The following is a 16,443-nucleotide window of genomic DNA, read 5'->3' as shown; positions in this document are numbered from 1 at the left end:
TTTAAAATGTTGCCTGTAAGCCAAAGATTAACTGAAGGGTTGAAGGATAATAGTTTAGGGAAGTGTTTACGCCCGGAGTAAGCCCATTAACCTGTACCAGTTCCGGATCGCCGCCAGTGTATTTGGTAAAGGTGTGCAGGTTTCTTCCTGCTGCGTAAAGCCTTACCGATTTCAGGTATTTATTATTTAAAGGCTGGCGGTAACCAAGCGAAACGTTATCGATTTTAACAAAAGAGCCATTCTCAAGGAAATAATCTGAGGCAATAGAAGTGGTTGCACTGTTTTTCAGCAATGAATATTTGCTGCTGCTATCGTAAGCTGATTTCAGCACATTGGCATCGGTCTGGCTTGATGGCGTACCGATGTAAAATGCCGAGGTATTAAAGATTTTGTAGCCGAAAGTGCCACGAAGAAAGATACCCAGGTCGAAGCGTTTATAGCGGAAGGTATTACCCATTGAGGTAATGAATTTAGGCAAGCCGTTACCCACAAACTGTTTGTCGTTATTGGAAGCCTGGTTAGCCTGTACGATGCTTCCATCGGCTTTGTATACCATTAAAGCACCGGAATCATTTACGCCTGCTGAGCGAAGCGTGTAAAACTCGCCTATGCTGTGTCCTTCCTGAATCCGCTGGATGTTTCCCGGCGAACCCGGAGCAGGAAGCCCGGCAACATCCTGAAAAGTACCGCCTTTGTAAAGGTCGTTTGAAAAGGAGATAAATTTATTGCGGTTGTAAGCGAAGGCCAGGTTGACATTGTAGCTGAAGCCTTCGTTTTTTACCACTTCACCTGTCAGGGCAAGTTCAATACCATAATTTTTCATGGTACCCACATTGGTAAATGTTGTTGATTGTGTGTTGGGCGGTACCGGCACCGTGTATGAACCCAGGAGGTCTTTATTGGTCCTTACGTAATAATCAAGTGAGCCACTGATCCTGCTGTTGAGTAAAGAGAAATCGAGACCTACGTTAAAGTTAACTGATTTTTCCCAGCTGAGGTCGGGGTTTACATTTGATGAAGGACCATAAACCTGGTAATACTGGCCGTTATAGGGGAAGTAGCCCGCGCCACCGTAGAGCAGCAAAGAAAGGTAATTCCCGAAATCCTGGTTACCTGTAATACCGTAATCGGCACGGAGCTTTAATTCATTCATCCAGGGTGCTGCCGATTTAAAGAAGCCTTCTTCCGAAACACGCCATGCGGCAGAAACCGCCGGGAAATTTCCCCATTTGTTATTGGCACCGAATTTCGAAGAGCCTTCACGGCGTAAGCTCGCTGTTAAGATATATTTGTTATCGAAATCGTAATTTACACGACCAAAAAAGGCGATGAGTGTAGAGCCGTTCTGTGTTGAAGCTACTGCGCTCTGGCCTTGTCCGGCGGCACCACCATTATATAATCCCGAACCCAGGTTGTTCCATAAATAGGTATCGAAAGGGAAATCATAGTTTTGCGCATACATCCGTTTGTAATTGTACAGGGAATAAGAATAGCCGCCAAGTACCTTCAGGTGGTTCCTGCCAAAGTTTTCCGCATAGTTTCCAGTCCATTCGATGTTTTTCTGGTCGTTTTCCTGTTGTTCCTGCGAAGCAAAATTGGTTTGCGTTACTTTATTCGCCTGCACAATAGAGGATAAGGTAGATGGTGTGAAATACATATTCTTTGCCGAGCGGCTGATTTCCGAAAGGGTTACCGTAGTGCTCAAAGTGGGCAGGATGTTCATCTTCAGGGAGCCATTAATATCAAGTTCCTTAATTTCTGCTTCAGATTTAATCACATTGGCATTTTCGACAGGGTTGTTAGAGAAAAAACCTGTGTTGATGTAATTGTATTTACCTGCGCTGTTGTAAATCGGGTAGGTAGGGTTTAAGGTTAAGGCATTATTGAAGTTTCCCTGATCGGCATTGCTGGTTTTCATGTAGCGGGGTGCGGCAGTTAAGGTAGCCACGAACATGTTATTATCGGTGGCATGGTTAATGTTTAACCTGGCACCATATTCCCTTTTATGGGCACGTAAGTCGATACCATCCGCATCGCGGTAATCGCCTGAGGCAAAATAATTGGTTTTTGCCGAACCACCGGAGAACTGCAGGGTATGTTTTTGTGCGAAGGCAGGGGAGTTGGTTACTTCATCGAGCCAATTGGTTCGGGCTTTGTAATCCTGACCTTGCTTGTTGGCCACACGGTTGGCAATAAATTCCTCTGCTGAAAGGTTTTGCAGGCGATTGGTAAGGTAATCGAAGCTGGCATAGCCATCATAAAGCATTTGTGATTGTGAGCTGCCTTTTTTGGTGGTGATGATAATTACACCATTGCTACCCCTTGTACCATAAATTGCCGAAGCTGCACCACCTTTTAAAACATCGATGCTTTCGATATCATTCTGGTTGATGTTATCGATATTTCCTCCCGGTACACCATTAATTACATATAGGGGGCCAAGGCCGGCACTTCTGGATGATACACCCCTTAACTGGATGCTCGGGCTGGAGTTCGGATCGGCTGATGCCGTATTGGTGATGTTTAAGCCGGGTACCTTGCCCTGTAAAGACATTAAAGGGTTGTTTGCAGCCACGGTGAGTAAATCTTTAGATGAAACATGCGTGATTGCACTGGATATTTCCCTTTTATCTAAAGTTCCGTAGCCCACACTTACTACCACTACCTCATTTAAGGTATTTGTTGTTGAATTCAGTGTTACATTAATGGTGTTTGATTCAGTTATGGTGATGGTTTTAGGCTGATAGCCAACGTAAGAAAATATAAGCTGTTTAGCATTCGGGGCAACAGCGATTGAATATTTTCCCGCCGTATTAGTGGAGGTACCTGATGTTTTGTTATTATCCGTTACGCTTACACCAGACAGGGCAGCGCCATCGGCCATATCTGTTACGGTTCCGGTAATTAACCTGGTTTGGGCCCTCGCGGGAGATGCTGATAAAAATAAAATCACGCAGCAGGCCATTAATAGTAGAATGTTCCTATACATATGGTTAGAATTAATTAGTTTATGTTAGTTAAATTGAATTGCCGGTGTGTTTGCCTGGGCGGCCCTCCATCAGCAGGCAATAGACGTTACCTGCTTTAGGTTGGGGCCTATCATGAGCGTGTTGCAAACCTGGGAACCGCTTGTTAAGGTGGTATGTTTTTTCTCATATCGGGGATTAGCTGCTGCTCTTTACTGTAGACTAAAAGGATTTACTGTAACCTTATGGTGTTGCAGTGCGGAGGCAAAATTTCTATCTGGTTATTTTATTTTTCGATGCTGCATAATTCAGCAGGTTTCGAATACCTAATTTAGAACGGATGAAAAATTATACTGCTACGATTTAGCCTGATCAGGAAAATGTATAAACATTTATTGGTTTTTATAATTGTAATAAATTGTTTGTCAGCTTGTTATGAAATGTCTGTGCCTGAAAAATATAAAGGAATATGAAGCCAGGCAGGCTTGATTTAGGATTAAATAAGCCCCATGCCCCTGTGGCAAGGCTTCTAAATTTGTATGTTCAATGCCTTTACTTGCGTGGCACCTCTGCAAAAAATAATTTCAGATTTCAGGAGATATGTTAATTTTGAAGGCGCTAACCCTAATCAATGAAACTGTTTTTTGCCACATTTTTATGCCTTATTAGCTTACTTGCTGTGAGGGCAGCAAACAGGAAAGACAGTTTACTCCATCAATTGAAAACTGAGATTTCGAGAAAGGGTGTGTATGAGCAGCAAAAACTGCAGCGGATTAAAAGAATCGCTTTGCTGCTGCCCCTGAATGCAGACGAAGCCTATCTTCAGCTGTTTAATGAATATGAGTATTACAAGTTCGATTCGGCCTATTTTTATGGAAAAAAACTGCTCGACCTTCGTTTAAGCAAGCATAATCCGGTTAAAATCAGTGAAAGCAAGGTTAAAATTGCTTCCCTTTTATTGCATGCGGGCATGTTTAAGGAAACGTTCGATCTGCTCGGTGAGATTAAGGTAAAGCTTTTAAACAGCCAGTACCAGTACGAATACTATTGCTTAAAATCGGGGGCTTACTCCAACCTGGCCATTTATAACGACGATCCAAACTTTACTGTTCCTTACAATAAAAAAGCGGTGGCTTTGCTCGATTCGGCTATCGCGGTATGCGAACCGAATTCGTTTGAGCGGTTATTTACTGCGGGAAACCGAGAAGTTGTTGCGGGGGAAACCCGGAAAACCCCTGCCATCTTTATTAAATTATTGCAGCACTTTAAGCTTACGGCACACCAAAGGGCAAGGCTGCTCACGGCCATGGCCGCATTTTACCGGGGTGAAAAGCAACACGAGCAACGCATTTGCCTGCTGGCCGAATCGGCGATTTACGATATCCGTTCTTCGACCAGGGAAACGCTCGCCACCTTACTTTTATCGGAAGAACTGTTCAGGAACGGTTACCTTGACGATGCCTACCTGTTTATTCAGCAATCGAGGGATGATGCAGGTTTTTATGGTAACAGGCTCAGGAAACTAAAGATCGAATCGGTATTGCCCGATATTGCCGCACAGGTTAACCTGGTGGCACAGCGTGAGAAAAATAAATTCCTCATGTATTTCCTGGCGATTTCCATGGTTACCATTATTATCCTCCTGGTGGCCTTTGTTATTTACATCCAGCTTAAGAAACTTAAAGCGAAAGAAAGGATTATCAACGAGAAGAACCTGGAACTGGAACGGATTAACCTGCGGCTCATCGAAACAAACGATAAATTAAGGGAATATGCCACTTTAAATGAAAGGTATATCGGCACCTTTTTTAATACCATATCGGGCTATATCCTTAAGCTCGACCGCTTAAAGAAAAACGTTGAGCGGAAAATACTGGCCAAGCGCTTTGCCGAAGTGCTGCCCTCATTAAACGATATCGATATCAAAAAAGAGCGTGAGCAGCTTTTTAATACTTTCGATAGTGTGTTTATGAGCGTATTCCCGAATTTCATCACGGTGTTTAACTCCATGTTCGATGAAAAAGACCAGATCTGGCCAAAGGCTCCTGAACTGCTGAATACCGATTTAAGGATATTTGCCTTAACGCGTCTGGGGATCAGTGATGTGCAGACGATTGCCAATATTTTAGAATATTCGGTCAATACCGTTTACGTTTACAAGATGCGGCTGAAAGCCAAAGCGCTGGTTCCGGCAGAGGAATTCGACCATATCATCATGTCGGTAAAGGCGGTATAAGTTTTTCCCGGCAAGCAGCCATCCTTCGCTTCGCCATTATTTCAATCGTTGTAAAATGCAGGGATGGCCTTTTGGTGCTTAAATTCCTGAATGCCCTTAATTGCCAGGGCTTATTTTCTATAAATTGAGCAGTCAATAGCCCTTTTTTATGAAACAACTGCTTACTATTTTATTATGTTTTATGCTGCTCCAGCCGGCTTATGCAAAGAAATACAGCGTAAGTTCGCAAGCCGGATTTCAAGAACTGGAAGACAAACTTCAGCCGGGCGATGAAGTGCTTATCCTGGCCGGGAACTACGAAAACTGGTCTGTAAAACTGCATGTAAAAGGTACAGCCCAAAATCCGGTTATTATCAGGGGTGCAGGTCAGGGCAAAACTGTTTTTACAGGGCTGGTTAAAGCATGTATCTTTCAGCTTAGCGGCGATTACATCATCCTCGAAAACCTGACTTTTAAAAATGCAAACCTGGTAAAGGAACAGGCAGGAACGGGCATGTTGATTGAACTGAAAGGCGCTAAATATTGCCAGGTTAAGCATTGTTCTTTTATTGCTAACCAGGTAAGCAGCCAGTTTCTTCCGCTTGTTTCCATCACAAGAGATGGGCTTTATAATGTGGTGAGCCATTGTTCATTCATTTCGAATATCAACAGTATTGATCTTCAGGTAAAAATAACAAATGAGGATTTGCCACAGTATACGCATATCAGGAAGAACATTTTCAGCGATAAACAAAAAGTAAGCTGGGCGAATGGCAATGGCGGCGAATGCGTTCAGGTAGGGCAGGACCCGATTTTACTGGGCACCAAAGCGGCTTTCTGCACTGTTGAAAATAACCGGTTTATCCGTTGTAACGGGGAGAATGAGGTGATCAGCAACAAAAGCAGTGGAAATAAATACCTAAATAATTACTTTCAGGATAATGATGGCGAACTGGTGCTGAGGGGAGGACATGATTGCCTGATTGAAGGAAATGTTTTTAAAGGCGGAACCGGTGGGATCAGGATTAACGGCACCGGGCATCAGGTAATCAATAATAACCTAAGCGGTATCGAAACGGCCATCAGGTTGATGTACGGCATGGCAAAAGGCAAAACCGATACCGGATTTTATATTGCCGCCAGCGGCTGTATCGTTAAGGGGAATAAAATAAGCCATGCCACAACGGGGATATTGGAAGGGGGCAGTAAAAATGCCGACTGGACTGGTAAATTTGATACCAAACGCTATCCATCGCGGGTTTTTCAGGATGTAGCACCCTTTGACAATGTGTTTAGCGATAATGAATTTACCGGGGTAAAAACAGCCATCAGCCATTTATAGCCTGATTTCAGGTGGCAGGAACCTATCCTGAAAAATCATCCCAAAATCAAATAAAGCCAGGGGTAAATCATTTCAGGACTTTAAGCGTTTAGTAAATCGTGCCGCCATTGCGGCCATGCATGATAAAAAATATAACCATGAATTTTACTAAAACATTAAGCATTTGCCTGATTACGCTTATTGGCGCAGGCGCACTAACTACAACAAGCGTACAGGCACAGGAAAAAGAGCAGAAGAAAATAGAAGCCGCAACGGTTACCCTTTCGGAATTCAGTAAAATGAAGGAATCGATCCCTTCGGAACTGCTGAATATTACCCAGGGGATTATCATTGTGCCGAAGCTTATTAATGCGGGATTTGTAGTTGGCGGTAAGCGGGGCAGGGGATTGGCAATGGTTAAAAAGGCTGATGGCAGCTGGAGTAACCCTGTTTTTGTTACGATTACCGGTGGCAGCGTTGGTCCGCAGATTGGTGTACAGTCTGTTGACCTGGTTTTGGTTTTTAAACATGCGAGCAGCCTTTCGGATATTAAGAAGAGCAGTTTTACTTTAGGTGGCGATATTTCGGTAGCGGCAGGCCCTGTTGGAAGAAGCTCGACCGCCAATACCGATTATAAACTGGATGCAGAAGTATATTCATATTCGCGGAGCAGGGGGCTATTTGCAGGGATTTCATTAAACGGTGCTTCGCTTGCTATTGACGCTGCTGCAAATAAAGCCTTTTACGGCAAGGATTTAAGCGTTGGCGATATATTCAGTGCGGAGAACAGTAGTGATGAGCAGGTTGTTGCCTTGAAAAACAAGCTTAACGGCATGAAATAGCTGTTTGTAAGCTTCGGGTAAAAACAGCATAACCATTTAAGGTATTTGAGCATATTCAGGTTAAGCAAAGCCTGAACCCTTGCGCCTTAAATGGTTATTTGTTTTATATGGCCTTCCTGGGTTTGAATTGTAAAGCTGATTCGTGTTCCTGAAGGTTTTGATTCAGTGATTCTTTTTTTATGCTTAAAAACTCCTGTAAGCTAAATTTTAAACATGCCATAAAATGCAACCATCATGCCTTAGGGATGCAATAGGAAGGCAGTGGGCATGCAATGGGACAGGGACTACAAGATAACCAGCTCTGGACTAGTTAATCACGGTATTTTAGAATGACAACTAATAAATTCAATAGCTTGCGCTCGTTTGTAACGAGTGCATCAAAGGCCAGTTGTTGACAAATCAGCTTCATCTCCAGTTCATGTTTTCCCATCAGAAAATGGCTTAGCTGCATATGCTACAACTCATCGAAGCTTGGATCCGACTCTTCGGACCTTGTCAAAGGCACTTCAAATCCTTAACTGCTAAAAAAAGTCTAGTTGAAGTTTGAAGGTCAAATCACCGAAGCAATTTTATTTTCAAAGCAATTTTAATCTTTTGAGGGAACTTTAAAGAACCAAAAGAATAGGATGTAGTCCGCATGTCGGAATCTGGCGCTTAAAAAGACTTAAAACCAGTCGACTACATACCTTTAAGGGGGTGGTCAGTGCATATCTTGGTACGGAAATAAGTGACTTCTTTGCTTAGAAATTAGTAGCCACTTTTGGGATAATCCTCACTTTAATGACAATCTATAGCAACACGAAAGTTCAATCAAAAAATGAAATGGAGGATTGGTTATAGGAATTTATGTATTTAACCTTATGTTTGATAAATCAAATATTAACCTCTTAACATCCAAATTTTATGTATATAACTTGTATCGCTATGCACCATGACCAGAATACGATGGGAAAGCTCGAAACATGCATTAAGAATATTCTAATCATAAACAAAGTTATACAAAGCCGCTCAAATAAATTAAGTTAGAACCAAACCGTTTGATCTGTTCTTCAAAGGAAGCAGAAATTCTTTTGATGCCAGATAAAAAACTGACAATTATTGCTAGCATACAAACACGCAAGCTTTTTTTACTATCTCAAAGTGCAATAAGTGTTGTAAAGCAATCTCAGACAGTGTTAGTGATTATGCACTAAACACCATTTGGCTTAATCATTACTGCTAAAGCATCACTATGGTTATAAGTAACTTTTCCAATAAGTAAAACATTTCATGAGCAGATTACAATTCAGATTTTTTTTTTCAGCAACAGCAATACTTATTTGGTTGTCTGTAATTCCTTCTCAAACCCGGGCGCAGTCGTCATCAAATATTTCAGGGCTAATTTACGATGGAGAAACTGGAGTAAAGTTATTGAATGCATCAGTAACGCTCACAAATCATCGTGATACGCTGCTGGTTGCCTTTTGCCGAAGTAAAAGTGACGGTAGTTTTTTACTTTCCTATCTTCCAAAAGGAAAATTCACGTTAACAGTCAGTTACCCGCAATACGCTGATTTTGTTGATACCCTTACTATCGCCAAAGATAATATTTCACTTGCCCTAAATCCAACCCCCCTTACGCTGAAAGCGCAACTGCTCAAAGAAGTAATTGTGAAAGGTACTTTGAATTCAATCAGGCTCAAAGGTGATACAACCGAATATAATGCGAAAGCTTTTAGTATCACGCCGAATGCAAAGGTAGAAGATTTGCTTATTCAGCTTCCAGGAATCAAGGTTGATAATAATGGACGAATCACCGCTTATGGGCAATCGGTTGATAAAGTACTGGTTGATGGCGAAGAATTTTTTGGTGATGATCCAACCTTAGTCACAAGAAATCTTCGTGCAGATATGATAGATAAAGTGCAGCTTTTTGACAAACAGTCTGAACAGGCTGCTTTTACAAAGTCTCAGGATGGGAAAAAAATAAAGACGATCAACCTTAAACTTAAAGAAGATAAGAAGAAAGGATTTTTTGGGAAAATAGAGGCAGGGGCGTCCACCCAGAAGTACTATACTGCTGCTACGATGTTCAATAGATTTCTTGAAAAAGAGAAGTTCGCTGTATATGGAAATCTTGGTAATATAGGCCGCTTGGGACTTAGTGGTTCTGAAAATTCCAAATATGCATCCTCATCTGAAAATGTTGTTTTCGTAGGTGGAAGCTTGATGGCCTCGCCTAGTGAAGTAGATGAACTAAGTTCATCATCTGGTCGGTTTTCTGGTCAAGGTTTGCCGGAGGCTAGAACTGCAGGAATCCATTACGATGCAAAATGGTCAAGAGATCGAAAAGCGATTAACGCAAACTATAAAATAGGAGCTTTGGACGTTTCGGGTGTTCGTGATAATTTCACGCAAAATGATCTCTCTGCTACATCATTGATCAGCAATTCCCAACAATCATTCAACAATAATCTTTTCCGACAAAAACTCGATGCGACAATTACATTGAGGCCAAATCCGAACAATACCTTCAAGATTTCATTTGATGGTACCCAAAAAAGAACTGCCTCGAAAACAGCGTTTATTTCTTCAAACACTTTGGCTGGCCTAGGTCAGCTTAATAGTACGAATCGGTTATTAGATGATAACGGCCATCAGGACCTCTTTAATGGGGGGATTTTTTTCGGTCATAAATTCAAAAAAGAAAATCGTCTGTTTTCATTGAATGTTTCTGTGGCATCGATAAAAAATGACCTCGCAGGTTCATTGTTCGCCAGGACCAGCTTTTTTGCACCCTCGGGCGCCGTAGACAGTGTTCAGCAGATTGAACAGTTAAAACTACAAACCGGTAAGACTGAAATTTTTAGTACCGCCGCGAGCTGGTCTGAGCCGCTGGCGAAATTTACTAGCCTGATCATAAATTACGGACTAGGGATTAATAACAGCTTTTCAGACAGAAAATCTTTTAACAAATCTGCTACAGGACAATTTGACCTGTTAGATGCTGAATACTCAAATTCATATGATTTTAACCAGATTTCCAACCAGATCGGCAGCTCCGTGTTGTATTCTAAAAATAAAATATCAGTTGAGGCGGGCTTAAAATATTCACATGTTTTCTTTAATCAAAATGATTTAATCACCGATATTCAGTATCAACGTCGTTTCAATTATCTCAATCCACAGGTAAGCTACCGTTATCAGTTTAGCCCTCAACACTTGATTAGATTGAACTATTTTGGTAACACGCTCCAACCCTCAATAGATCAGCTACAACCCGTGAGGAATAATGTTGATCCATTGAATATCCTTATCGGAAATGCAGATCTAAAACCTTCCTTTTCTAATAATATTTCCTTGGATTACAACATATTGAAACTCGTAACTGGACAGAATCTCGTTCTAGCTTTAAGTTATAATAACATTGTGAATCCAATAGTGGCCGAGGTAAATATTGATAATGCGGGGAAAACGACCTATCAGGCCATCAACCTTAGGCAAAAAAATAATTCCAGTCTCTATGGCAGGATAAACGCAGGAGCGAAGATTAAATCAATTGATACTTATTTGGGGCTAAATATGTCTGTGAGTAACACGAAAAATTATGGACTATCCAATGGTTTAATAAATGAACGTAATGCTTCGGTACTTACTGCAGGGCTGAACTTGTCAAAATCAAAACTTAAACGGTATGACTTCATGCTTAATATAAGCCCCAGTTATACCTTTAGTAGCTCTTCATTATTCAAACAGTTAAATAATAATGGAAGTGGGTTTATTTTGGATCTAACGGGGAATATCTACCTTCCTTTAGCTTTTGAAGTACGCTCATCCATAAACTATCAGTATCAGGCAAAAACACTCGCATTTCCACAAAGTTATGAACTGTTTCTTTGGAATGCTTCTGTAACTAAAAAGTTCTTTAAGTCCGAAAATCTCAAGCTCAGCCTACAGGCAAATGATATTTTAAATCAGAATCAGGGCTTTAGAAGAACCATGATCGGCACAACCCTAACACAAACCAACTATAGCACGATAAAACAATATTTTATGTTATCCCTTGCCTGGGATTTTAGCAAATTCGGTACCCAACCTAACCCATAAATCATGAAGCTCATATTTTTAATTTTAGTTATTTCATCATTACACTTTTTCATTCCAGCAAAAGCACAAAACTTTCATTTCATAAGTTCAGGCGTAATACATTTTGAAAAAAGGATAAACCTTTACGCTAGGATCAAGAAGACACTATCTGTCAAAGATCCGGTAAAGCAGCAAGCCTTTGAACAATTTAAACTCACCCAACCACAATTTAGGGTTTTGGAGAGCAAATTATATTTTTCCGCTGCTCAATCACTTTTTGAACCCTTGAACCAAACCTCCGGGGATAATGTCGGTTATTTTGGAGAAGATCTAATGGGAGGACAGATCAATGTTGTTTTCAAAGACAGAGACAACAAAATTGATGTTGTTGAAAAGAAAATTCTTGGCGAAGTTTTTTTACTGAAGGATTCAACAAGGAAAATGGTTTGGAAATTGACCGAAGAAACAAGGGAAATAGCGGGTTTCCCGTGTAAAAGGGCTAACGGCCTCATCCAGGATTCAATTTACGTGGTTGCTTTCTACACCGAGAAAATATTATCTTCTTCAGGACCTGAAAGCTTTGGAGGTTTACCAGGCATGATTTTGGGTTTGGCTTTGCCTCATGAAAATATCACATGGTTCGCCACTGAGGTCGAAGAGAAAACCATTGCTCCTTCAGTAATTAAACCCCCTACAGCCGGTAAGGAAATACCTAGAAGAGAACTCGCAACCTTTTTATTGCCTATGATTAAACGAAACAATTTCAACGAACGGAATTTTCTCAAGGGGATAATGCTTTAGCCTTAGTGATAAAGTTCTAACTTTTGGTCATTTTGCAGAACGCCTTTGCAATTTGGGTTTTCATCACCGTGTTCTAACGCATTCATTCCTTAAAATCATTGATTTACCACCAATAGCTGAACTTAAGCCTGAATATTTATAGTGATGCGCAACGAACATCTTTTCCGTATCCCGGAAAGATTTGTTCCACTATTATGTTGCTATTAAGATTGGTATCATGCAATAACTCAAAATGACTATTTTAAATTGCTGTAAAGAGACTTTATATTAGATTCAAGGGTATTTAATCCTGGATCAGTCTGATCTGAATTATAAACAATCTTACCTTCAGAATTAACAATAAGTATCGTTGGAACCGCATTTATGCCAAAAGATTTTTGTACAATACTTTGTCCTGGCTTTTTTCTGTCTGAAACATTAATCCAATCTAGTTCGTTATCTTTAATGTGGTGCTGCCATTTCTCAATGTTGTCATCATCATTGAAGTACACTACTTTTAACCCGGCTTGCTTATATGCCGCATAGATTTTTTTTAACAATGGTAATTGATGTTGGCAAGGGATGCACCATGTTGCAGAAAAGGCAAGAAGGTAATTTTGACCTAATAAATTTTTGTTGCTAAATACCTGACTTTTTTCATCTTTAATCTCAAAAATTTTGGCGGTTTGCCCTGCTGACGAATTGCGCACGCCAGCTATCAGTCCTTTTCTGCTTGTTGCTATTTGCTTAAAAAGTGATGTTGATTTTATATTAGGTGATAAAGTGTCCATAGCGGTAAGTATTCTCTCAGCCCATTGTGGGGAATTTTCAATTTTACTGATGCCACTAAGCGCTAATAGTGATCCATAATTTTGTGGATTAGAGGCAATAATCCTTAAGACCGCATCCTTGAATTTGTTATTAAAAGCGGTATCGAGCGTGTGCGCCATTTTAAGCCCGGATGATTGGCGATACATGGCAAGGTTCTCATAGAAGGCGGTGTCGATTAATTCAGAAATCTGATTGGATTGCGCATTTGTCAACACAACAAGTTGAGGAGCGTTGTTTTTCATTTTCAGCTCAACGGTAACCGAATTCTTTCCACCGTCGATAGAAAATATTTTAAATGCTGTCTGTCCATTGTGTTGCGTACTCAAACTGACAAATCTTGCCTGCTGGTCCAAACTTCCCCTCATTTTAACATATCCATTTTTATATGAAATATCATATTTCTTCAGCACTTCTATCTTATTGTTGGCCAATACACAGAATATGAATTTAGAGTTCTTTAACGATTTGGATTGAAGTTCAATTTCGAAAGGAATTTGCGCTTTACTAGCTGGGATCCACAGCAAGAAGAAGCTTAAAATGCTAAAAAGATTTTTCATAGATATTAAATTAACGCCTAGAATTTATTTCCGGTCGATTTTTATTTTACACAATAATTAGAAGGAACCTTTGCATAAGGTACGTCATTTCTAGATGAAACGCAATGGAATTGGGAGTCACGATCGATCTTGTTACATCTACGACCTTCTGATTTGTTTCAATTCTTCACCATCAAAAAATTGAACCCTTTTAATTTTTTTGACATAATAGTTTATTGATTGTCAGTAATATACATTCTTCCACTCCTTCTTGTTTAAGTATTATTTTTTCGTGGGTCACTTACACCTAAAATGTTAGCTAAAAATTATCTGATCGAATGTAATATCAAGGTGATGGGAATTGAAAGTTAAGTTTAAGCTGCTAACAGCATTTTTTCCTCATATCTATTTCAACATTACCACTAAATATCGTTGCCTTAGCTTTAAAGCAGCGAAATACCGTTGGTGTTTAGTTTTATTTAATTACAAATCACTGTTAACCATCAATTTGTAATTAGGGTATGAGTTTAGATAGGTTTATATCAGCAAAAAACTAAAATTAATATTGGGAATTTTGAATAAATTAGGTGGTTGAAATATGAAGATTCTCTATTGCTTTTTGATTGCCCTTATTTTGCAAAGGAGTATGGCCTTTGCGCAGGCACTATCCGGAGATCAGGCGGGGACTGCTCAGGTGAAAGCAATGCTTCAAGCTGCCAGCAATGATAGCATTAAATGTAATCTGATTCAGCAGTTAGGTAAAATTCAGTTATTAAAGCCGGGCAACAAGAAGGTGAATCTGGATAGTGGTCTTCGCTATTTTCTGTACTCCATAAAATTTGCAGATTCTGTAAAGCTTCGTGTTAATAACAGGTATGAAGGTATGCTACGGGTTGGTGAAGCTTATTTCAGGTTGAATAACCTAACAGATGGAAAAAGATATTTCATGTCAGTTATCCAGGCTTACCAAAAAAGCGGCGATAAAAAGCGGGAAGCCAGAACCTGGTTACGTTTTGCAAATATGATGAAGAGTGCTTACAAAGTACGACCTGAAATAAGGTCGCTATTAAAAAAAGCCATCACATTATACCAACAAACCGGAGACGTAAATAAGGAAGCAGAAGCGCTCTGTTCTTTAGGTGCAGAATATTTCGACCGGGTTAAATTAGATAGTGCGGAATATTTTTCACTAAAGGCTTTAAAGCTATATGAATCGACCGGATCTGTCGACCTGGGATTTACCTATCATAGCTTGTCGCTCATTTACCGGAATAAGGGCAGCCTCAATAGAGCATTAAAATACAGCTTGCTAGCCATTGATAACGCCATTGAGCGGGGTGATACCTTGAATTACTTAAATCTGGCGAAGCGTTACAACCAGCTAGCGTATGTTTATTCGGATATGGGCGACCACTTAAATGCGTTCGAAAATTTCAATCGTTCGATAAAAATCGGTGTCAAAAATAATCCGGGTAACAGCACTTCTGAGATCACTTATCTGAATATTACTGAGCTGGTAAGGGAATCACTTATCTTAAATAAAGTACAATTTGCAATTATTGAAGCCCGGAAAATTTTTAAAAGATATCCTCCTGTAGATAGCCTGCAGCATGGACGTGAGGCGGAAGTATACGGCATGTATTACAATGCTATCCGTAAATATAGTATTGCAGAAGGTTGGTACCTGAAAATGGTCGCGTACTATCGTTGTACTTTAATGGACGAATCGTGGGGGAATAAGATGCTGGCTGGTTTTTACATGGAACAAAAAAAATATGCGCTTGCCCGTACTTACCTGGATCGGGAATTTAAAAATATCCATTCTGATAGTCAGGCATACCTGAACAGTGCTGAAGATGCACTTTACTATTATAAAATAGATTCTGCTAACAAGAATTTTAAATCTGCTCTGGAACATTACCGAAGATTTAAGCAAAAAAGTGATTCTGCTTTTAATGTGGCATCAGCGAGGCAAATTGCCGAAATACAGGTGAAATATAAGACCCTGCAGAAAGAAGCTGCGATTGGTGCATTGCAAAAGGAGCGTGGCCTATTGCTAGATAAAGTGTTACAAGCCGATTATATCAGAAATCTGATCATTGGGTTTATCATATTATTGCTTTTGCTTATTGGTGTACTCATCAACAGTTATCGCGTAAAACAGAAAAATAACCGCATAATTCAGGAGCGAAACAATGAATTGAATTCCCTGCTAGGAGATAAAGATAAACTGCTTGAAGAAAAGCAGTGGTTATTAAAAGAAATTCATCACCGCGTAAAAAATAACCTACAGATTGTTATCGGTTTACTACAACGCCAATCTAAATATGTTGATAATAAGATTGCTAAAGATGCTATTTCCAATAGTGAGAACAGGATGCGTTCTATTGCATTGATTCACCAAAAGCTTTATCAGTCGGAAGGATTTGATCTCATCAACATGGCGGAGTATATAGATGAATTTATTAGTTACGTGAAAGAAAGTCTGGATTTAGGTGACCACCTGATTTTTGAAAAGGATTTTGATGAAATTTATTTATCTGTTTCGCAGGCCATTCCGTTGAGTCTTATTATGAATGAGGCCATTACAAATGCCATCAAGTATGCTTATCCGCAAAATAACTCGAATTTTATCCGTGTTTCGCTTAAAAGGATAGATAAGAAACACAATAAGCTAAGCATAAAAGATAACGGGGTTGGTTTATCTACAGATTTTGATTTACAAAAGATAGATTCCATGGGCATGAATTTAATGCGTGGATTAGCTAAACAGCTGGGTGGTAGCTTTGAGATACGAAATAATCAGGGTGTTAGTGTGGAAATAATTTTTGAACCGGAGCAACAGCTATCCCGGACGATATCATGAGTTAATGTGGAGCAGGATTGC

General features: G+C 40.0%; 8 protein-coding genes. 6 read left to right on the top strand and 2 right to left on the bottom strand.

Features of this window, described 5'->3' with window-relative positions:
* Position 1: 1 nt before the first annotated feature.
* Positions 2-2,989, bottom strand: coding sequence for a SusC/RagA family TonB-linked outer membrane protein (locus R2R71_RS03420; RefSeq protein WP_316829841.1), 2,988 nt, complete (start codon positions 2,987-2,989; stop codon positions 2-4).
* 608 nt (positions 2,990-3,597) lie between these two features.
* Between R2R71_RS03420 and R2R71_RS03415 the strand changes: the two genes are divergently transcribed.
* The 5 genes from R2R71_RS03415 (at position 3,598) to R2R71_RS03395 (ending at position 12,210) form a co-directional block, all read left to right on the top strand.
* The gene (locus tag R2R71_RS03415) at positions 3,598-5,202 is read left to right on the top strand and encodes a DUF6377 domain-containing protein (RefSeq protein WP_316829840.1); all 1,605 of its coding nucleotides are present in this window, start codon (positions 3,598-3,600) and stop codon (positions 5,200-5,202) included.
* Positions 5,203-5,350: 148 nt separating this feature from the next.
* Positions 5,351-6,523, top strand: coding sequence for a chondroitinase-B domain-containing protein (locus R2R71_RS03410; protein ID WP_316829839.1), 1,173 nt, complete (start codon positions 5,351-5,353; stop codon positions 6,521-6,523).
* 137 nt (positions 6,524-6,660) lie between these two features.
* Positions 6,661-7,344: a lipid-binding SYLF domain-containing protein gene (locus tag R2R71_RS03405; RefSeq protein WP_316829838.1), complete on the top strand. Its 684-nt coding sequence runs from the start codon at positions 6,661-6,663 to the stop codon at positions 7,342-7,344.
* 1,269 nt (positions 7,345-8,613) lie between these two features.
* Positions 8,614-11,430 carry an outer membrane beta-barrel family protein gene (locus R2R71_RS03400; protein ID WP_316829837.1) on the top strand — a complete coding sequence of 939 codons (2,817 nt, stop codon included), beginning with the start codon at positions 8,614-8,616 and terminating at the stop codon, positions 11,428-11,430.
* Positions 11,431-11,433: 3 nt separating this feature from the next.
* Positions 11,434-12,210 (top strand): GLPGLI family protein, encoded by a 777-nt coding sequence (locus tag R2R71_RS03395; RefSeq protein ID WP_316829836.1) that lies wholly within the window; start codon positions 11,434-11,436, stop codon positions 12,208-12,210.
* A 236-nt stretch (positions 12,211-12,446) separates the two neighbouring features.
* Here the strand turns inward: R2R71_RS03395 and R2R71_RS03390 are convergent, their stop codons facing one another.
* On the bottom strand, positions 12,447-13,577 hold the full coding sequence (locus R2R71_RS03390) for a TlpA disulfide reductase family protein (RefSeq protein WP_316829835.1): 1,131 nt from the start codon (positions 13,575-13,577) through the stop codon (positions 12,447-12,449).
* Positions 13,578-14,154: 577 nt separating this feature from the next.
* On the opposite strand from R2R71_RS03390, the gene R2R71_RS03385 reads away from it, so the two are divergent.
* The gene (locus tag R2R71_RS03385; RefSeq protein ID WP_316829834.1) at positions 14,155-16,422 is read left to right on the top strand and encodes a histidine kinase dimerization/phosphoacceptor domain -containing protein; all 2,268 of its coding nucleotides are present in this window, start codon (positions 14,155-14,157) and stop codon (positions 16,420-16,422) included.
* The last annotated feature ends 21 nt before the right edge of the window (positions 16,423-16,443 follow it).

Origin of the sequence: Pedobacter aquatilis, assembly GCF_032678405.1 — a bacterium.
GTDB classification, from domain to species: domain Bacteria; phylum Bacteroidota; class Bacteroidia; order Sphingobacteriales; family Sphingobacteriaceae; genus Pedobacter; species Pedobacter aquatilis_A.
The sequence above is the reverse complement of the archived record's forward strand: the minus strand, read 5'-3'. Positions and strand labels throughout refer to the sequence as shown.

Excerpts from the sequence above, each read along its gene's own strand:
- R2R71_RS03410 (WP_316829839.1), top strand. The coding sequence starts at position 5,351 with ATGAAACAACTGCTTACTATTTTATTATGTTTTATGCTGCTCCAGCCG.
- R2R71_RS03415 (WP_316829840.1), top strand. The coding sequence starts at position 3,598 with ATGAAACTGTTTTTTGCCACATTTTTATGCCTTATTAGCTTACTTGCT.
- R2R71_RS03385 (WP_316829834.1), top strand. The coding sequence starts at position 14,155 with ATGAAGATTCTCTATTGCTTTTTGATTGCCCTTATTTTGCAAAGGAGT.
- R2R71_RS03395 (WP_316829836.1), top strand. The coding sequence starts at position 11,434 with ATGAAGCTCATATTTTTAATTTTAGTTATTTCATCATTACACTTTTTC.
- R2R71_RS03420 (WP_316829841.1), bottom strand. The coding sequence starts at position 2,989 with ATGTATAGGAACATTCTACTATTAATGGCCTGCTGCGTGATTTTATTT.
- R2R71_RS03390 (WP_316829835.1), bottom strand. The coding sequence starts at position 13,577 with ATGAAAAATCTTTTTAGCATTTTAAGCTTCTTCTTGCTGTGGATCCCA.
- R2R71_RS03405 (WP_316829838.1), top strand. The coding sequence starts at position 6,661 with ATGAATTTTACTAAAACATTAAGCATTTGCCTGATTACGCTTATTGGC.
- R2R71_RS03400 (WP_316829837.1), top strand. The coding sequence starts at position 8,614 with ATGAGCAGATTACAATTCAGATTTTTTTTTTCAGCAACAGCAATACTT.